Consider the following 16,550-nt stretch of genomic DNA (forward strand, 5'->3'; position numbering starts at 1 on the left):
TCGATGGATCTTCGTACAAAAGGTTTCACGCTGATCGAGGTGTTGGTGGCCCTCGGCGTGCTGCTGATCCTGATCACCATGGCGGTGCCGTCATTCACCGGCTCGCTGCAAAGTACCAAGGCCGATACCGAGATCGACGACCTGCGCCGAGCCTTGAATTTCGCGCGAATGGAAGCGATCAACCGTGGCATCACCACGCGGATTCGTCCCACCACGCAGGGCGGTGCCTGGAGCGGTGAATTGATGGTGTATGACAACACGGGCAACTCGGCCAATCCGACCAATGTATTGCGGGTTGTTCCAGCAATGGGCGGCGGCGTGACTCTGACGCTAACCTCAGAAGTGACCAACATTGATTTCAACAACCTGGGCGGGTTATCGGCACCGACCACTCCGGTGGGCTTCAATTACGTGAGAGGGGCGCAGAGCAGGACGCTCAATGTCTGCCTCAATGGACGAATCGTATTGGGTGGAAATTGCGGATGAAGGATTGCAGTAAAACGGCGCAGGAGGGCATGACGCTCATCGAGGTGCTGGTGGCGATGCTGATTCTCGGCGTGGGTTTGCTGGGCGCGGCGATGGTCCAGCTCAATGCCCTCAAATACACCGACAGCTCGCGCATGACCAGCCAGGCCAGCTTCATCGCCTACGACCTGTTGGACCGCATCCGGGCCAATTCCGGTGCCGACTACACCATCACGCCGCCGAGCTCGCCGAACCTCAACGTGGCCCGGGACCAGGATCTTTATGACTTCAAGACCAACATCGTCGCTTTCGGCGGCGCCACGGCCACCGGTACGGTTGCGCTGAACCAGCGGGTCTACACCATCACCATTTCCTGGGACGACGCCCGGGCTGCCAACACGACCAACGCGGCCGAGGCGCGACGCAGCTTTGTGCTGACCAGCCGGGTCGCTGTCGATCCATTGGCGACGACGCCATGAACCGGCATAGCCGGGGTTTCGGGCTGATCGAACTGATGATCGCGCTGGTCATCAGCCTGATCGTCGTGCTGGGCGTCGTGCAGATTTTCATCGCCGCGAAAAATACTTACGTAAGCCAGAGTGCCGCCGCGGTAATGCAAGAGGATGCACGGTTTGCCTTGAGCAAAATGGTTCAGGAAATTCGCATGGTGGGCATGTTCGGCTGCCTGGCGACGGTCACCGACGCGTCTTCGAACAATGATTTCGCCGCCAGCCAGATCACCCCGATTCGCTGGGACAACGCCACCCGCAGGTTGACCCTGGTCACGGCGGATATCGGCAATAGCGGCAGTGCGCCGACCTGGACCATCGTTTCCGATTGCCGCAATACGGCCACCGCCTACACCGGAGCGCGAGCACCCGCGAGCGGGCAGATGGCCTTTCCGATCCGGCGGCTGATCTATGGTTTCAACAACAATCAGTTATTGCTGGGGAGCGGCGCTGGCAACCCGACCATGGCGGTGCTGGTGGATAACGTGCGGGCATTCGACGTGACCTTCGGCGTGGCCGGCAGCGCGACGGACATCGCGGCCACCAGCTACAGCGGCAATCCGAGCGACCCGGCGCTGATCCGCAGCGTGCGCCTGACGCTGACGCTGTTCGACCCGAAAAATACCGTGCGCGAGCAGACCTTCAACGTGGTTGCTGCCTTGCGCAACCGGCTGCTATGAGGGGGCGACTGATGAGGTCGACAGGTTTCGGGTATCGCCAGCGTGGCATGGCCTTGCTGGTCAGCCTGGTCTTTTTGCTGCTGCTGACACTGATTGGTTTGTCGTCGATGCAGAGCGCCACGCTCCAGGAAAAGATGACCAGCAGCGTCATGCAGCGCAACCAGTCGTTCCAGATGGCCGAGGCGGCGCTGAGGGTCGGGGAAAGCGCGGTGCAGGCAGAAAGTTATTCGCTGCCGGTTTGTACCGCGGCCCAGTGCGCGCCACCGCCTGAGTCGGCAACAGTGACGGTGGCGGGGCGTTATTCGTCGTCGGGGGTGCTCTGGGTAGCCGCCGCCGGTGGGTTTTACGGCGTGCAAAACATCGGCACAACCCTTACGGCAGTCAACGTGCCGCTCAATACTTCGGCGACGCTGTACCGGATCACGGCGGTGGCGGTGGTAGGCAACAACCAGCGCAGCGTGGTGGAGAGCATCTATGCGAAATATTAGAGTGCTTCGGGGCTGGCGACAGGCGTTGTGGGGAGTGTTGCTCAGCCTTTACCTGACGGCCCCGGTCTATGGCTTCACACCGTCGGAATCGCCGTTGTTGAGTGCGGCGGCGGTGACGCCCAACGTGATGTTGCTGATCGACGATTCGGGGAGCATGAACAACATTATCTGGGCGGCGGGGTTTGATCCGGCGGCAACACAGACGCGTACATTTGCGTGCAATTCCAGTAGCAGCTGCAACGACAGGTATGAACTAGATCTGGACGACACGAACATTCTGTTGGTCGGCCTGTTGCGTGGCGGCTGCTCTTCCGGCTGGTATGGTTTCTATCGATCCACCATCGGGCGGGTCTGTCTGCGGTTGCCCGATCCTGTAGGGGGCGGTAACACTCGTTACACGGCCAGGTACCTGGCTTATCTGGTCACCTTGGCCAACGGTTCGAGCCGCGACTTCACCACCGGCACGATTCCCAACGATTATCGAATCAACGTGGCTCGGGATGTCTCCACAGACCTGGTCGCCAATAACCGCGCCCTGCGCATTGGCCTGGCCACTTTCAACCCGCCCAGCAGCATCAACTTCGGCCCCGGTGGTTATATCGCCCGAGCCATCAGCGACTTGTCGCCGGTCAGCGGCAGCGTCACCCAGACCCAGGCCAACACCAACTACAGCGCTCTTATCAATGCCATCAACGCTTTGGGCGCCGTCGCCAACACCCCGTTGGCAGAAAGTTATTACGAGGTTACCCGCTATTTCCGCGGCATGGCACCGTATTACAACGGCACGCCCAGCACCTATACCAGCCCGATCCAGTATCGCTGCCAGAAGAATTTCGGCGTGGTGATTACCGATGGCCTGCCCACCTACGATCGGACGTTTCCCACCAACGATCCGCTAGGGGCAGGCCGCTTGCCGAATTGGGATGGCATCAGTGCGAATGATGGCGCCAGTGCCACGGGCGACGCGGAGGGCGACACGCTGTACTTGGACGACATCGCCAAGTTCGCCTTCGACATCGACATGCGTTCCACCGGCACCGACGTCACCGGGAAAAGCTGGGATGGAGCCGAATTCCGCAGGCAGTACCTCAATACCTACACTGTGGGTTTTGCTGTCACCAACCAGATGCTTTCCGACGCCGCTCGCTACGGTGCGGGCAAATATTATCCGGCCACCGACAGTGAAGGCCTGAACTCGGCGCTGTCATCGGCCCTGAGCGACATCACCTCCAAGGCCGGTTCGGGAGGCGGCGGCACCAGCAATGGCGCGACGCTCTCCAGCACTTCCAGTTTTTACCAGACCACCTACGACCCCAGGGACTGGCGCGGCACCATCAAGGCATTCGGCTTCAATTCCACTGGAACGGTGAACACCGCAGCAGCGCAGTGGACCACCGACACCGCTATCGTTCCCGGTGCCACACCACCGATTTACCAGTCCTGGAACACCGCGACCAACGTGCCGGTGACCCTGGCCTATGGCAACTTTTCGCCGGCCCAGCAAACCAGCCTGAGCCAGGGCCTGCCCACGGGGATCACCGGCAACGACTTGGTGGAGTGGAGCAAAGGCGTCAACAAGACCGGGCTCAAGGTGCGCAGCGTGCTGCTGGGGGACATCATCAATTCGCCGCTGGTCCTGGCCTCGCCCAATGACCAGACCGCCTCGGACCTGCTGAACGACACCAGTTACAGCAATTACCTGACGACCAAGGCGGCAAACATGAGCAGCAGCCTGGTGGTGAATGGCAATGATGGTTTCTTTAGTGTCATCAACAGCGCCAACGGAACCCGCCGTTACGCATATATGCCGTCGACCGTGCTTCCCTCATTGCAGCTCATCGCTGATCCCGGCTACATCAATGGCGTGAGTCATAAATTCCTGGTGGACGGACAGGTTGCCGTATTCGATGCGCAACTGGGCAGCGTCTGGAAAACGCTGGCCCTGGGTGGCACCGGCGCGGGCGGCCGGGCGTTTTACGCGGTGCAACTGTTCGATGCAGCGGCAGGCAACGCGATCCGGGCACTGTGGGAGATCAGCGCGCCGACCATCGCCAACGCAGCCAATGCCTTCAATGACCTGGGCTACGCCTACGCGCGCCCTGAAGTCGCACGCCTTGCGGACGGTCGCTCGGCGGCGTTCATCGCCAATGGTTATGGCAGTAATACCGGCGTTGCGGCGCTGTACGTGGTGGACGTTCGCGACGGTTCGCTGATTCGCAAGATAGTCGTCAACAGCCCCGACACCAATAATGGCCTTTCGTCGGTCAAGCTGCGGGTCAACGCCCAGAACGTTGTGCAGGCGGCCTATGGTGGGGATCTGAAAGGACGGATGTGGAAGTTCGACCTCAGCGCAACTTCGCCGAACACCTGGGGCCTGGCGTTTGCCGGCCAGCCGTTGTTCACCGCTCCAGGTGGGGCGACACAGCCGATCACCGCGCAACCGCTGCTGGCGGAGAACCCCCAGGGCGGCATCCAGGTATTTTTCGGCACGGGCAAGTTCAATGAGTCGGCGGACAAGCTCAACAAGGACCTGCAAGGGTTCTATTCGATCTGGGACGCTAGCGGTGGCGCCGGGCAGATTACCGTGGCGAACCTGCAGGCCCAGTCGATCACTAGCATTTTTTCCGGTACTACCGGGCAATTCGTGACCACCAGCCAGAACAACGTGGCCTATCCCACGCAAAAAGGCTGGTATCTGCCGCTGATATACAACAACGCGCTGACCGGTGAACGGGTGATCAACCCGGCCAGCCTGGTACTTGGGCGTGTGGTCTTTACCACCGCCGCCGTGGACACCACTGATCCTTGTGCGAGCTTTGGTACGGGCAAACTGATCGAAGTGGATGCGTTCAACGGTAAGATGCTCAACTACGCGGTGCTCGATACCAACAACGATGGTTCAATCAATACCCTCGACACGATTTCCGCTGGCGTGGTGTTCAGGGGGGGGATCCCGACCTTGAGTGCCGTCGTCAGCGCCAATGGAGCAACCAATATGGTGGTGAATGACTCCGGTGGTGGAATCACCGACCTGCTGACCAAGTCCGTCGGTGGCAGCCGTCGTATCATGTGGCGGCAAATACAGTGAGGTAAGGCATGCGCAAATTCAACCGGGGTTTCACCTTGATCGAAATCATGATTGTCATCGCGATCATCGGTATCGTGATCACCATCGGCTATCCCAGCCTGACCGAATACATGAAAAAGGGGCGGCGGGCCGAAATCGCCGGGCTGCTGTCGGAGCAGGCACAAATCCTTGAGCGTCACTATTCGAAGACCAACGTCTATACCAACGCGACTGGCCTGAGCGGTGGCAACGATTTCTACACTATTAACCTGACGCCGACGGAGCAGAGCTTTACCCTGACCGCACTACGCAGAAGTGGCTCGTCCATGGCGACAGACAAGTGCGGTGATTTTACGATCGACAACACGGGCAAGCGGGCCAATATCAACTCCTCTGCCGGCGTGACCACCAAGGATTGCTGGGGTCGTTGAGTTTTTTATCCGGGTGCACACGAGCGCCCTCTGTCTTGTGAGTCGAAACAGAACATGACCAGGCAACAGCAAGTGGTGATAGTCGGCGGCGGAGTCATCGGCCTGCTGACGGCATTCAATCTCGCCTCCGAAGGCCAGCGGGTGGTGCTGCTGGACCGCTCCGGGCTTGGCCAGGAATCATCCTGGGCCGGCGGCGGTATTGTTTCGCCGCTGTACCCATGGCGCTATAGCCCGGCGGTCACCGCGCTGGCCCACTGGTCGCAGGATTTTTATCCACAGCTGGGCGAGTCCTTGTTTGCCGCGACCGGGATCGATCCGCAAGTGCATATCACCGGCCTGTATTGGCTGGACCTCGACGATCAGGCCGAAGCACTGGCCTGGGCCGAGCGGGAAGGGCGCCCGCTGCGGGCTGTGGATATCTCCGCGGTTCATGATGCGGTTCCGGTATTGGGCTCGGGCTTTTCCCGGGCGATCCATATGGCCGATGTGGCGAACGTGCGTAATCCGCGGCTGGTGAAGTCCCTCAAGGCTGCATTGCAGACGATGCCGAATGTCACGCTTCATGAGCATTGCGAAGTCAGCGGGTTCATTCGCGACGGTGAGCGCGTCAGTGGCGTGAGGAGTTCAGCGGGGGAGATACGCGGCGATCAAGTGGTTCTCGCTGCGGGGGCCTGGAGCGGCGAGTTGCTTGGAACGCTGGGGCTGGAGTTGCCGGTCGAGCCGGTGAAGGGCCAGATGATCCTGTACAAGTGCGCGTCCGATTTCCTGTCGAGCATGGTCCTGGCCAAGGGCCGTTATGCGATTCCGCGTCGTGACGGGCACATCTTGATTGGCAGTACGCTGGAGCATGAAGGCTTCGACAAGACGCCGACCGACTCGGCGCTGGAAAGCCTCAAGGCTTCGGCTCTGGAGTTGATCCCGGCGCTGGCCGACGCCGAGTTGGTGGGGCATTGGGCTGGGTTACGGCCAGGATCGCCGGAGGGTATTCCCTACATTGGCGAAGTGCCGGGGTTTGCGGGGTTGTGGTTGAACTGCGGCCATTACCGCAACGGCCTGGTGCTGGCGCCGGCTTCGTGCCGGTTGTTCGTCGACGTGATGCTGGGGCGTGAGCCGGTGATTGATCCTGCGCCGTATGCCCCGGCGGGGCGACTGTAGGTTCGGCTCTCCCTGTGGGAGCGCAGCTGCGGCAGCAACCAAAAATCCCGTGGCGAGGGAGCTTGCTCCCGCTGGGCTGCGCAGCAGACCCAAAATCATTCAGCAAGGTGCATCTGGGAAACAGCAGGGTGTTTTTACGACTGCTACGCAGCCGAGCGGGAGCAAGCTCCCTCGCCACAGGATGAGCGCTGCCTTCAATCCAACCCCAACTTCTTCAACCGATACCGCATCGATCGAAACGACAACTTCAATCTCTGCGCCGCTGCGGTGCGGTTCCAGCGGGTTTCTTCCAGGGCCTGGAGGATGACCTTGCGTTCGACGTCCTCCAGATAATCTTCCAGATTGTCGACCTGCATCAGATCCGGATTGCCCGCCTCGCCAGCCCCGCTGTGTTCGGCGAGACGCAAGTCATCGGCCTCGATCTGCTGGTGTTCGCACAGGGTGTAGGCCCGTTCGAGCATGTTCTCCAGTTCTCGCACGTTGCCCGGGAAGCGGTAGTTCTGCAGCGCTTTGAGGGCTTGCGGATGGAGCGTCGCCACTGGGCTGCCGGCGTTGGTGGCCAGGCGCTGGAGCATGTGGTTGGCCAGCAGTTCGATGTCTTCCCGGCGTTCACGCAAGGGCGGGACGCGCAGTTCGATCACATTCAGCCGGTAATACAAGTCCTGGCGAAAGCGACCGGCGGCGACTTCTGCGCCGAGGTCCTTGTGGGTGGCGCAGAGGATTCGCACATCCACCACTTCCTCCTGTTGCCCGCCCACCGCGCGCACGGCTTTTTCCTGGATGGCACGCAACAGCTTGACCTGCATCGCCAGTGGCAGGTCGGCGACTTCATCGAGGAACAGAGTCCCGCCGTGAGCCGCCTGGAACAGGCCGGGCTTGTCTTCGATGGCGCCGGTGAAGCTGCCTTTTCGATGGCCGAAAAACTCGCTTTCCATCAACTCCGTCGGAATGGCCCCACAATTGACTGGCACAAACCCCTGGCTGTAGCGAGGGCCTTGTTCATGAATCAGGCGCGCCACCAGTTCCTTGCCGCAGCCTGATTCGCCGCTGATGTAGACCGGCGCCTGGCTGCGGGCGAGTTTTTCAATCTGTCGGCGCACGCTGCGCATGGGTGGCGAGTCGCCCAACAGGCAGCGCTCGACGGTCGTACTCGGCGCAGCACCCGGCGACAGGCGCAAGGCGCTGCCAATCAGCTCCCGCAGCCGCCCCAGGTCGACCGGTTTGGTCAGGAAGTCGAAGGCGCCGGCCTTGAGCGCGTCGATAGCGACTTCCAGGCTGCCATAGGCGGTGATCATCGCCACCGGCAGTTGAGGAACGCGTTGCTGGATGTGTTGCACCAGTTCCAGGCCGGTACCATCGGGCAGGCGCATGTCGGTCAGGCACAGGTCGAAGGTTTCACCTGCCAGCAGGGCTTGGGCCTCGGCGAGGTTCTTGGCGCTGCGGGTGTCGAGTTTCATCCTTCCCAGGGTGATTTCCAGGAGTTCGCGGATGTCCGGTTCGTCATCGACGATCAGGATTCGTTGCCGTGAGCGTGTATTCAAATCTGTTTCCGTCCGTGAGCAAAGGTGATGCGAAAGCAACCGCCGCCTTGGCGTGATTTGAAGTCTAGGCGGGCCTGGTTGCTTTCGCACAGCTCACGGGACAGATAGAGCCCGAGGCCGGTGCCCTGGCTGCTGGTGGTGAAGAAGGGTTCGAACAAGTGCGCCTGCTGCTCCGGCGTTACGCCAGGGCCGTTGTCGATGATGTCTAGCGTTGCCAGTTGACTGTGCGGGTCGACGAACAGCTTCAACCAGGCCTCGGCCTGTTCATGGGCCATTGCGCTATGACGCCAGGCGTTGCGCAGCAGATTGTCGAGCACCTGGGCCAGTTGGTCGGGGTCCATGAGTGTGATGTAGTCGCCCGGGTCGATGCTCAGGTGCAATCGCTGGGGCTCGGCCGCGTTTTCCCGGGTCTGCCGGACGAATTGCTCCAGCCATGTGCGTAAATCCAGGCGTTGCGGCGCGGTTTGCTGGCGGCGGGACAGCTGCAGGACGTTTTCGATGACGCGATTCATTCGTAGGGAGTGATCTTGAATAATCTGCGTCAGACGTCGGTCGGCGTTGTTCAGTTCCTCGGATTCACCGAGCAATTGCGCGGCGTGGCTGATGGCGCCCAGAGGGTTGCGGATTTCATGGGAAATACCCGCGGTGAGGCGCCCGAGGGAGGCGAGTTTCAGTTGCTGGGCATGTTGGGCCACTTGGGCCAGGTCTTCGAGAAATACCAGGGTTTGCTGCTGATCCTGAGGGCCGAGGGCGATGAAGCTGGGTTGCAGCGTCAGGCCGGTGCCGCTGATGGTCAGGCTTTGCGCGCGCAGGCTGGGGTTGTTCCGCCACGATTGCAGCCGTTCGACCAGGGCGCTGGAATAATCGTCTATCTGCTGGCCGACCAGGTCGTGCATGCCCAGCAGGTTCAAGGCGCTTTCGTTGGCCAGTCGCACCCGGTGCTGGTGATCAAGCACCAGGATGCCGGTGCGCATGCGTTGCAGGATCAAGGCGTTGAGCGCTTCGAGGCTGAGCACTTCGCTGGCCCGTTGCTCGGCCAGGGTTTCGCTGGCTTCCAGGCGTCGGGTCAGGCCTTGCACCAGCAAAGCGGCGGCGAAACACAAAGCGCCCAGGGTGCCTGCCTGTAGATAGCTGCTGGGGCGGCTCGCGTCGCTGAGGCCGAGGACAAATGTCGAGCCGACGATGCCAAGGGTGGCGACGGCAGCGATCAGCAGGCCGATGCGCCCCTTCAGCAAGGTGTTGCCGATGGCTACCGAGACAATGATCAGGTTGCCGATGGCGCTGGGGGCGCCACCCGCGACGAAGAACAGCCACGACAGCAGCAATACGTCGGTGAGCGCCAGCCCGAACAGCCGGGCTGGGCGACGCGTATTTTCAAGGAACACCACCAGCAGGATGTTCAGCACCAGATACAACCAGCTGCCGCTGCGCAGCAGGTCGTCGTTGGCGAACTCCAGCAGCCGGTTGTCCATGTTGCTGGTGATCAGCAGCACCAGGGTGATGCCGATGCTCAGGCGGTACAGGTGATAGAGGCGCAGCAGACGCTGCGCCTGTTTGACGCGGGGACGCGAGGCCTCAGCGATCACGAGTACCCGGGCCTTGCTCGAGGTGAGCCTGGCTGCAATACCATTGTTGGTCGAGGGCCAGCGCCCGGTCGCGCGGCAGGTGCACCCCGCACTGGGCGCAACGCACCATCGGGCGCGCGTCATGGTCACGCGAGGTGTTCGATGTGGCGGAGGTCGCCTTGAACTTGCGCCACAACCATATCGCGGCGGCAATCAGGGCGATCCAGAACAGTAAACGAAGCATGATGGGCGGCTTTTTGGCTAGAGATCAGGCAGTTTAGCCAAGGACAGGAACGGCGCACAGCGCAATAAAATGCAGGCATGAAAAAGGGAGACCCAGGGTCTCCCTTTTTATGGTGCCTTGGCTTTCAGTCGAACATGCCGAAGGTCATGTAGCTGAACCAGGAGCGATCGCTGGATTCGCTTTCCGGCTCTTCTTCTTCGATCACGTCGCCATTTTCGTCCTTGGGCTTGAGCTCGTTCGGAATGGCTTCCTTGGCGTCCTGGAACTGGCGCTGGACGTCCTGGTTGGCGCGGGTTTCGCCCGGCGGCAGCGGCGGACGGGATTCGATCAGGCCGAGGGTCGCCTTGCTCAGCCACGAACGGTTGTCGGCTTCATCGACCCGGGGGGTGAACTGGCCATCGACCAGCGATGGGTGATCGGGGTAGTTCAGCTTCAGCGTTTCCAGGCTGGTGGCCGCGAGGTCATCCAGGTGCAGGCGCTGGTAGGCTTCGGTCATGACAGCCAGGCCGTCGCCAACCGATGGGGTTTCCTGGAAGTTTTCCACCACGTAGCGGCCACGGTTCGCGGCGGCGACGTAGGCCTGGCGGGTCAGGTAGTAGTCAGCCACGTGGATTTCGTAGGACGCCAGCAGGTTGCGCAGGTAGATCATGCGCTGCTTGGCATCAGGCGAATAGCGGCTGTTGGGGAAGCGGCTGGTCAGCTGGGCGAACTCGTTGTAGGAGTCGCGCGCGGCGCCCGGGTCACGCTTGGTCATGTCCAGCGGCAGGAAGCGCGCCAGCAGGCCGACGTCCTGGTCGAAGGAGGTCAGGCCCTTGAGGTAGTAAGCGTAATCGACGTTCGGGTGCTGCGGGTGCAGACGAATGAAACGCTCGGCGGCGGACTTGGCAGCTTCCGGCTCGGCGTTCTTGTAGTTGGCGTAGATCAGCTCCAGCTGCGCCTGGTCGGCGTAGCGACCGAACGGATACCGCGACTCCAACGCCTTGAGCTTGGCGGTGGCGCTGGTATAGCTGTTGTTATCCAGGTCGTTCTGCGCCTGTTGGTACAGTTCGACTTCGCTCAGGTTTTCGTCTACGACTTCCTTCGACGAGCAAGCAGCAGTCAATGCGAGGATGGCGATCAGCAGCAGGTGTTTCACTTGCATGGCGGCTTGCGTCCCTATGACGGCCGCTGTCTTGGGCGGGGCCGTCCTGTTATGATGAGCGCCCCGTTGAAAGCCTCGGGGCAAAAGACGCCGTATTTAACCACAAGCGCGCAGCCGAAACCAAAGGCTGTGCCGACGCCCAGTCCGAGCATGTCCGATAAAATAGAACTTCGCGCAGAGGTGCCGTCCGAATTGGGCGGCCAACGCCTCGATCAAGTCGCCGCCCAACTCTTCGCCGAGCACTCGCGCTCGCGCCTTTCCGCCTGGATCAAGGACGGTCGCCTGACAGTGGACGGGGCGGTGATCCGTCCGCGCGACATCGTCCATGGCGGCGCCATCCTCGAACTGACCGCCGAGCAGGAGGCCCAGGGAGAATGGGTCGCCCAGGATATTGCCCTGGACATCGTCTACGAAGACGACGACATCCTGGTGATCAACAAGCCCGCGGGCCTGGTGGTCCACCCGGCGGCCGGTCACGCCGATGGCACCCTGCTCAACGCCTTGCTGCACCATGTGCCGGACATCATCAATGTGCCCCGCGCCGGGATCGTGCACCGCCTGGACAAGGACACCACCGGCCTGATGGTGGTCGCCAAGACCATCCAGGCGCAGACACAGCTGGTCACACAGCTGCAAAGCCGCAGCGTCAGCCGCATCTATGAATGCATCGTGATCGGCGTGGTCACCGCCGGTGGCAAGATCAACGCACCGATCGGCCGTCACGGCCAGCAGCGCCAGCGCATGGCGGTGATGGAAGGTGGCAAGCAGGCGGTCAGTCATTACCGCGTGCTGGAGCGTTTTCGTTCGCACACGCATGTGCGGGTCAAGCTGGAAACCGGCCGGACCCACCAGATTCGCGTGCATATGTCCCATATCAACTTCCCGCTGGTGGGCGACCCGGCCTATGGCGGTCGTTTCCGCATTCCGCCGGCCGCGAGCCAGACCATGGTCGAATCGTTGAAAAACTTCCCGCGCCAGGCGCTGCACGCGCGCTTGCTGGAGCTGGACCACCCGACGACCGGTAAGCGCATGAGCTGGGAATCGCCGTTGCCGGATGACTTCGTCTGGCTGCTGACGCTGCTCAAGCAGGATCGCGAGGCGTTCATCGGATGAGTGACTGGCTGATACCCGACTGGCCCGCGCCGGCCCGGGTCAAGGCCTGTGTCACCACCCGCGAGGGCGGCGTCAGCCTGGCGCCGTTCGACAGCCTCAACCTCGGCGACCATGTCGGCGATGAGCCTGCGGCCGTCGCCGAAAACCGTCGTCGCCTCACCGATCGTTTCGCCATGCGTCCGGCCTGGTTGCAGCAGGTCCACGGTATCGAGGTGGTCGAAGCTGACCCGGCCGAGGTGGCTGTCGCCGATGCCTGCTGGACCGCCACGCCGGGTATCGCCTGCGCGGCAATGACGGCCGATTGCCTGCCTGTATTGTTCTGTAACCACGCCGGCACCCATGTCGCGGCAGCCCATGCCGGTTGGCGCGGGCTGGCCAACGGAGTCTTGGAAGCCACCCTTGATCGTCTGCAAGTACCGGGCGAAGAAATCCTCGCCTGGCTCGGCCCGGCCATCGGCCCGCAAGCGTTCGAAGTGGGGCCGGAGGTGCGTGAGGTTTTTGTTGCGCAACTGCCCGAGGCGCAACAAGCCTTCATGCCCAGCCACAATGCCGGGAAGTTCCTGGCGGATATCTATGCGCTGGCGCGGCTGCGTCTCGCGGCTCGCGGCGTCACCGCCGTGTACGGTGGCGGCCTGTGCACCGTGACCGATCCGCGCTTCTTTTCCTACCGTCGCAGCGCCCGCACCGGTCGCTTCGCTTCCCTGATCTGGCTTGAACGCTAGACTCTGCTGATCTGTATCAACCGCGCACTGCTTGAATCTTCCAGAATCGGCCACATCTATAGCGGTATCTGGCAGGTTTCTTCATTCAGGATGTTTTTCCAGGTCCGGCCTGCTCATTAGGAAGGTGACCCATGCGTATTGATCGTTTAACCAGCAAACTGCAATTGGCCTTGTCCGATGCCCAATCCCTGGCCGTCGGCCTGGACCATCCCGGCATCGAACCGGCGCACTTGATGCAGGCCATGCTCGAACAGCAAGGCGGTTCCATCAAGCCACTGCTGATGCAGGTGGGCTTTGACGTCAACAGCCTGCGCAAAGAGTTGGCCAAAGAACTCGACCAACTGCCCAAGATCCAGAATCCGACCGGTGACGTGAACATGTCCCAGGACCTGGCGCGGCTGCTCAACCAGGCCGATCGCCTGGCCCAACAGAAGGGCGACCAGTTCATTTCCAGCGAACTGGTGCTGCTCGCCGCGATGGACGAGAACAGCAAGCTGGGCAAGTTGCTGCTCGGCCAGGGCGTGAGCAAGAAAGCCCTGGAAAATGCCATCAACAACCTGCGTGGTGGCGATGCGGTCAACGATCCCAACCACGAGGAAGCGCGCCAGGCGCTGGACAAATACACCGTCGACCTGACCAAGCGCGCCGAGGAAGGCAAGCTTGACCCGGTGATCGGCCGTGACGATGAAATTCGCCGCACCATCCAGGTCCTGCAGCGTCGCACCAAGAACAACCCGGTGCTGATCGGTGAACCTGGCGTGGGCAAGACCGCCATCGCCGAGGGCCTGGCCCAGCGCATCATCAATGGCGAAGTGCCCGACGGCCTGCGGGGCAAGCGCTTGCTGTCCCTCGACATGGGCGCGCTGATCGCTGGCGCCAAGTACCGCGGCGAATTCGAGGAACGGCTCAAGGCCTTGCTCAATGAACTGTCGAAGCAGGAAGGGCAGATCATTCTGTTCATCGACGAATTGCACACCATGGTCGGGGCCGGCAAGGGCGAGGGCTCGATGGACGCCGGCAATATGCTCAAGCCTGCGCTGGCCCGTGGTGAGTTGCATTGCGTTGGCGCGACCACGCTCAACGAATACCGCCAGTACATCGAGAAAGACGCGGCCCTAGAACGGCGCTTCCAGAAGGTGCTGGTGGAGGAGCCGAGCGAAGAAGACACCATCGCGATCTTGCGCGGCCTGAAGGAGCGCTACGAGGTTCACCACAAGGTGGCGATCACCGACGGTGCGATCATCGCGGCAGCAAAGCTCAGCCACCGCTATATCACTGACCGGCAATTGCCGGACAAGGCCATCGACCTGATTGACGAGGCCGCCAGCCGCATCCGCATGGAAATCGATTCCAAGCCTGAAGTACTGGATCGTCTGGAGCGGCGCTTGATTCAGCTCAAGGTCGAATCCCAGGCCCTGAAAAAAGAGAGCGACGAGGCCGCGAAGAAACGCCTGGAAAGGTTGCAGGAAGAAATCGTCCGGCACGAGCGCGAGTATTCCGATCTCGAAGAAATCTGGAATTCGGAGAAAGCCGAAGTCCAGGGCTCGGCGCAGATCCAGCAGAAGATCGAGCAGTCTCGCCAGGAACTGGAAGCGGCCCGCCGCAAGGGCGATCTCAACCGCATGGCCGAGCTGCAATATGGGGTGATCCCGGATCTTGAGCGCAGCCTGCAGATGGTTGACCAGCACGGTAAGAGTGAAAACCAGCTGCTACGTAGCAAGGTCACCGAAGAGGAAATCGCCGAGGTGGTTTCCAAGTGGACCGGCATTCCCGTGTCGAAAATGCTTGAAGGCGAGCGCGACAAGCTGTTGAAGATGGAAAGCCTGCTGCACCAGCGCGTGATCGGCCAGGAAGAAGCCGTGGTGGCGGTCTCCAACGCCGTGCGTCGGTCCCGTGCCGGGTTGTCGGACCCTAACCGTCCGAGCGGCTCGTTCATGTTCCTCGGCCCGACCGGCGTGGGCAAGACCGAGCTGTGCAAGGCGCTGGCCGAATTCCTCTTCGACACCGAAGAGGCCATGGTGCGCATCGACATGTCCGAGTTCATGGAGAAACATTCCGTGGCCCGCTTGATCGGTGCGCCGCCAGGCTATGTCGGCTACGAAGAGGGCGGTTACCTGACCGAGGCCGTGCGGCGTAAACCCTACTCGGTGATCCTGCTCGATGAGGTCGAGAAGGCCCACCCGGACGTGTTCAACATTCTCTTGCAGGTGCTTGAGGACGGTCGCCTGACTGACAGCCACGGCCGTACAGTGGATTTTCGCAATACGGTGATCGTGATGACCTCCAACCTGGGCTCGACGCAGATCCAGGAACTGGTCGGCGATCGCGAGGCGCAACGCGCTGCGGTGATGGACGCGATTTCCACGCACTTCCGTCCCGAGTTCATCAACCGGGTGGACGAAGTGGTGATCTTCGAGCCGCTGGCCCGTGATCAGATCGCCGGTATTACCGAGATCCAGCTGGGTCGCCTGCGCAGCCGTCTCACCGAGCGTGAGCTGAAGCTGCAACTGAGCGACGAGGCGTTGGACAAGCTGATCGCGGTGGGTTACGACCCGGTCTATGGCGCACGGCCGCTGAAACGGGCCATCCAGCGCTGGATCGAAAACCCGTTGGCGCAGTTGATTCTGTCCGGCCGCTTCATGCCCGGCGAAACAGTGACCGGCACCGTGGAAAACGACGAGATCGTCTTCAACTGAAAGCCGCAACAGCCGGTGATTGAAATGGCCTCGCCTGGCGAGGCCATTTTTTTCATCAGGCCGTTGAACTCAAAGGAAAAGGCTTGTAAAGTGCGCCCCGCAGTACGTCACCCCGAGGGCGACTTCTCACTGAGAAGGAATCCAAAATAAGTTGCAAATCATTGTCTTGAAAGCAATTTAAGGGGTTGACAGAGGTTTTGAAGATTGTAGAATAGCGCGCCTCAGACACACGAACGCAGCGATGCAAACGGGTCGAAGAGGTTGCAGCAAGCTTCAACGCTGTAGCGGTAAATAGCAGTAACTTGAAATATCAGTTCCGTGATAGCTCAGTCGGTAGAGCAAATGACTGTTAATCATTGGGTCCCAGGTTCGAGTCCTGGTCACGGAGCCATTTCAATCGGGGTATAGCGCAGTCCGGTAGCGCGCCTGCTTTGGGAGCAGGATGTCAGGAGTTCGAATCCCCTTACCCCGACCATATTTGGGTCGTTAGCTCAGTTGGTAGAGCAGTTGGCTTTTAACCAATTGGTCGTAGGTTCGAATCCCACACGACCCACCATTTTTGAAACCAGTTCGCTGGAATCGAATCTTAAGATCAGAGGCCAAAAGCGCTGATCGAGGAAGGCGACTTGCGAAGGTCGCCTTTTTTTTACCGGGGTATAGCGCAGTCCGGTAGCGCGCCTGCTTTGGGAGCAGGATGTCAGGAGTTCGAATCCCCTTACCCCGACCATATTAA

Annotated in this window: 14 protein-coding genes and 4 tRNA genes; 14 read left to right on the top strand and 4 right to left on the bottom strand. The window is 61.1% G+C overall.

What is annotated here, in order from left to right:
- Positions 1–3 precede the first annotated feature (3 nt).
- Genes J3P96_RS04375 through thiO form a run of 7 tightly spaced genes read left to right on the top strand, consistent with a single transcriptional unit; the run spans position 4 to position 6,795 of the window.
- A complete protein-coding gene (locus J3P96_RS04375; RefSeq protein ID WP_434655579.1) occupies positions 4–486 on the top strand; it encodes a GspH/FimT family pseudopilin in 483 nt (160 codons plus the stop codon).
- Positions 483–944 (top strand): type IV pilus modification protein PilV, encoded by a 462-nt coding sequence (gene pilV, locus J3P96_RS04380; RefSeq protein ID WP_305498723.1) that lies wholly within the window; start codon positions 483–485, stop codon positions 942–944. The genes J3P96_RS04375 and pilV overlap by 4 nt, the downstream gene beginning before the upstream one ends.
- Positions 941–1,654, top strand: a complete 714-nt coding sequence (locus J3P96_RS04385; protein ID WP_434655581.1) for a PilW family protein — start codon at positions 941–943, stop codon at positions 1,652–1,654. Before pilV ends, J3P96_RS04385 begins: the two co-directional genes overlap by 4 nt.
- An 11-nt stretch (positions 1,655–1,665) precedes the next feature.
- The gene (locus J3P96_RS04390; RefSeq protein ID WP_305498726.1) at positions 1,666–2,142 is read left to right on the top strand and encodes a pilus assembly PilX family protein; all 477 of its coding nucleotides are present in this window, start codon (positions 1,666–1,668) and stop codon (positions 2,140–2,142) included.
- Positions 2,129–5,230, top strand: a complete 3,102-nt coding sequence (locus tag J3P96_RS04395) for a pilus assembly protein (protein ID WP_434655583.1) — start codon at positions 2,129–2,131, stop codon at positions 5,228–5,230. Before J3P96_RS04390 ends, J3P96_RS04395 begins: the two co-directional genes overlap by 14 nt.
- Before the next feature lie 8 nt (positions 5,231–5,238).
- Positions 5,239–5,640, top strand: a complete 402-nt coding sequence (locus tag J3P96_RS04400; RefSeq protein WP_434655585.1) for a type IV pilin protein — start codon at positions 5,239–5,241, stop codon at positions 5,638–5,640.
- 54 nt (positions 5,641–5,694) lie between these two features.
- Positions 5,695–6,795, top strand: coding sequence for a glycine oxidase ThiO (thiO, locus tag J3P96_RS04405; RefSeq protein WP_434655588.1), 1,101 nt, complete (start codon positions 5,695–5,697; stop codon positions 6,793–6,795).
- A gap of 194 nt (positions 6,796–6,989) precedes the next feature.
- Here thiO and J3P96_RS04410 read toward each other — a convergent pair whose 3' ends face one another.
- The 4 genes from J3P96_RS04410 to J3P96_RS04425 form a co-directional block, all read right to left on the bottom strand.
- Positions 6,990–8,336 carry a sigma-54-dependent transcriptional regulator gene (locus J3P96_RS04410; RefSeq protein ID WP_434628177.1) on the bottom strand — a complete coding sequence of 449 codons (1,347 nt, stop codon included), beginning with the start codon at positions 8,334–8,336 and terminating at the stop codon, positions 6,990–6,992.
- A complete protein-coding gene (locus J3P96_RS04415; protein ID WP_434655591.1) occupies positions 8,333–9,922 on the bottom strand; it encodes a two-component system sensor histidine kinase NtrB in 1,590 nt (529 codons plus the stop codon). Before J3P96_RS04415 ends, J3P96_RS04410 begins: the two co-directional genes overlap by 4 nt.
- A complete protein-coding gene (locus tag J3P96_RS04420; protein WP_434601868.1) occupies positions 9,912–10,145 on the bottom strand; it encodes a PP0621 family protein in 234 nt (77 codons plus the stop codon). Before J3P96_RS04420 ends, J3P96_RS04415 begins: the two co-directional genes overlap by 11 nt.
- A 124-nt stretch (positions 10,146–10,269) precedes the next feature.
- Positions 10,270–11,286, bottom strand: coding sequence for an outer membrane protein assembly factor BamD (locus J3P96_RS04425; protein WP_305498735.1), 1,017 nt, complete (start codon positions 11,284–11,286; stop codon positions 10,270–10,272).
- A gap of 150 nt (positions 11,287–11,436) precedes the next feature.
- Here J3P96_RS04425 and rluD point away from each other — a divergent pair, with 150 nt between their 5' ends.
- The 7 genes from rluD (at position 11,437) to J3P96_RS04460 (ending at position 16,544) form a co-directional block, all read left to right on the top strand.
- Positions 11,437–12,399: a 23S rRNA pseudouridine(1911/1915/1917) synthase RluD gene (gene rluD / locus J3P96_RS04430; RefSeq protein ID WP_434655594.1), complete on the top strand. Its 963-nt coding sequence runs from the start codon at positions 11,437–11,439 to the stop codon at positions 12,397–12,399.
- Positions 12,396–13,121: a peptidoglycan editing factor PgeF gene (gene pgeF, locus J3P96_RS04435; RefSeq protein ID WP_434655597.1), complete on the top strand. Its 726-nt coding sequence runs from the start codon at positions 12,396–12,398 to the stop codon at positions 13,119–13,121. Before rluD ends, pgeF begins: the two co-directional genes overlap by 4 nt.
- 131 nt (positions 13,122–13,252) lie before the next feature.
- Positions 13,253–15,817 (top strand): ATP-dependent chaperone ClpB, encoded by a 2,565-nt coding sequence (gene clpB, locus J3P96_RS04440; protein WP_181290028.1) that lies wholly within the window; start codon positions 13,253–13,255, stop codon positions 15,815–15,817.
- 315 nt (positions 15,818–16,132) lie between these two features.
- Positions 16,133–16,208 (top strand) — tRNA-Asn (locus tag J3P96_RS04445).
- Positions 16,209–16,215: 7 nt separating this feature from the next.
- Positions 16,216–16,292, top strand: a tRNA-Pro gene (locus tag J3P96_RS04450).
- 5 nt (positions 16,293–16,297) lie between these two features.
- A tRNA-Lys gene (locus tag J3P96_RS04455) sits at positions 16,298–16,373 on the top strand.
- Positions 16,374–16,467: 94 nt separating this feature from the next.
- Positions 16,468–16,544, top strand: a tRNA-Pro gene (locus tag J3P96_RS04460).
- Positions 16,545–16,550: the final 6 nt, after the last annotated feature.

Source organism: Pseudomonas sp. R3-56, from assembly GCF_051132075.1.
In the GTDB taxonomy this organism is placed as follows: domain Bacteria; phylum Pseudomonadota; class Gammaproteobacteria; order Pseudomonadales; family Pseudomonadaceae; genus Aquipseudomonas.

Coding starts and splice junctions, on each gene's coding strand:
- thiO (WP_434655588.1), top strand. CDS start 5,695: ATGACCAGGCAACAGCAAGTGGTGATAGTCGGCGGCGGAGTCATCGGC.
- J3P96_RS04420 (WP_434601868.1), bottom strand. CDS start 10,145: ATGCTTCGTTTACTGTTCTGGATCGCCCTGATTGCCGCCGCGATATGG.
- J3P96_RS04395 (WP_434655583.1), top strand. CDS start 2,129: ATGCGAAATATTAGAGTGCTTCGGGGCTGGCGACAGGCGTTGTGGGGA.
- rluD (WP_434655594.1), top strand. CDS start 11,437: ATGTCCGATAAAATAGAACTTCGCGCAGAGGTGCCGTCCGAATTGGGC.
- J3P96_RS04375 (WP_434655579.1), top strand. CDS start 4: ATGGATCTTCGTACAAAAGGTTTCACGCTGATCGAGGTGTTGGTGGCC.
- J3P96_RS04400 (WP_434655585.1), top strand. CDS start 5,239: ATGCGCAAATTCAACCGGGGTTTCACCTTGATCGAAATCATGATTGTC.
- clpB (WP_181290028.1), top strand. CDS start 13,253: ATGCGTATTGATCGTTTAACCAGCAAACTGCAATTGGCCTTGTCCGAT.
- pgeF (WP_434655597.1), top strand. CDS start 12,396: ATGAGTGACTGGCTGATACCCGACTGGCCCGCGCCGGCCCGGGTCAAG.
- J3P96_RS04390 (WP_305498726.1), top strand. CDS start 1,666: ATGAGGTCGACAGGTTTCGGGTATCGCCAGCGTGGCATGGCCTTGCTG.
- J3P96_RS04425 (WP_305498735.1), bottom strand. CDS start 11,286: ATGCAAGTGAAACACCTGCTGCTGATCGCCATCCTCGCATTGACTGCT.
- J3P96_RS04385 (WP_434655581.1), top strand. CDS start 941: ATGAACCGGCATAGCCGGGGTTTCGGGCTGATCGAACTGATGATCGCG.
- pilV (WP_305498723.1), top strand. CDS start 483: ATGAAGGATTGCAGTAAAACGGCGCAGGAGGGCATGACGCTCATCGAG.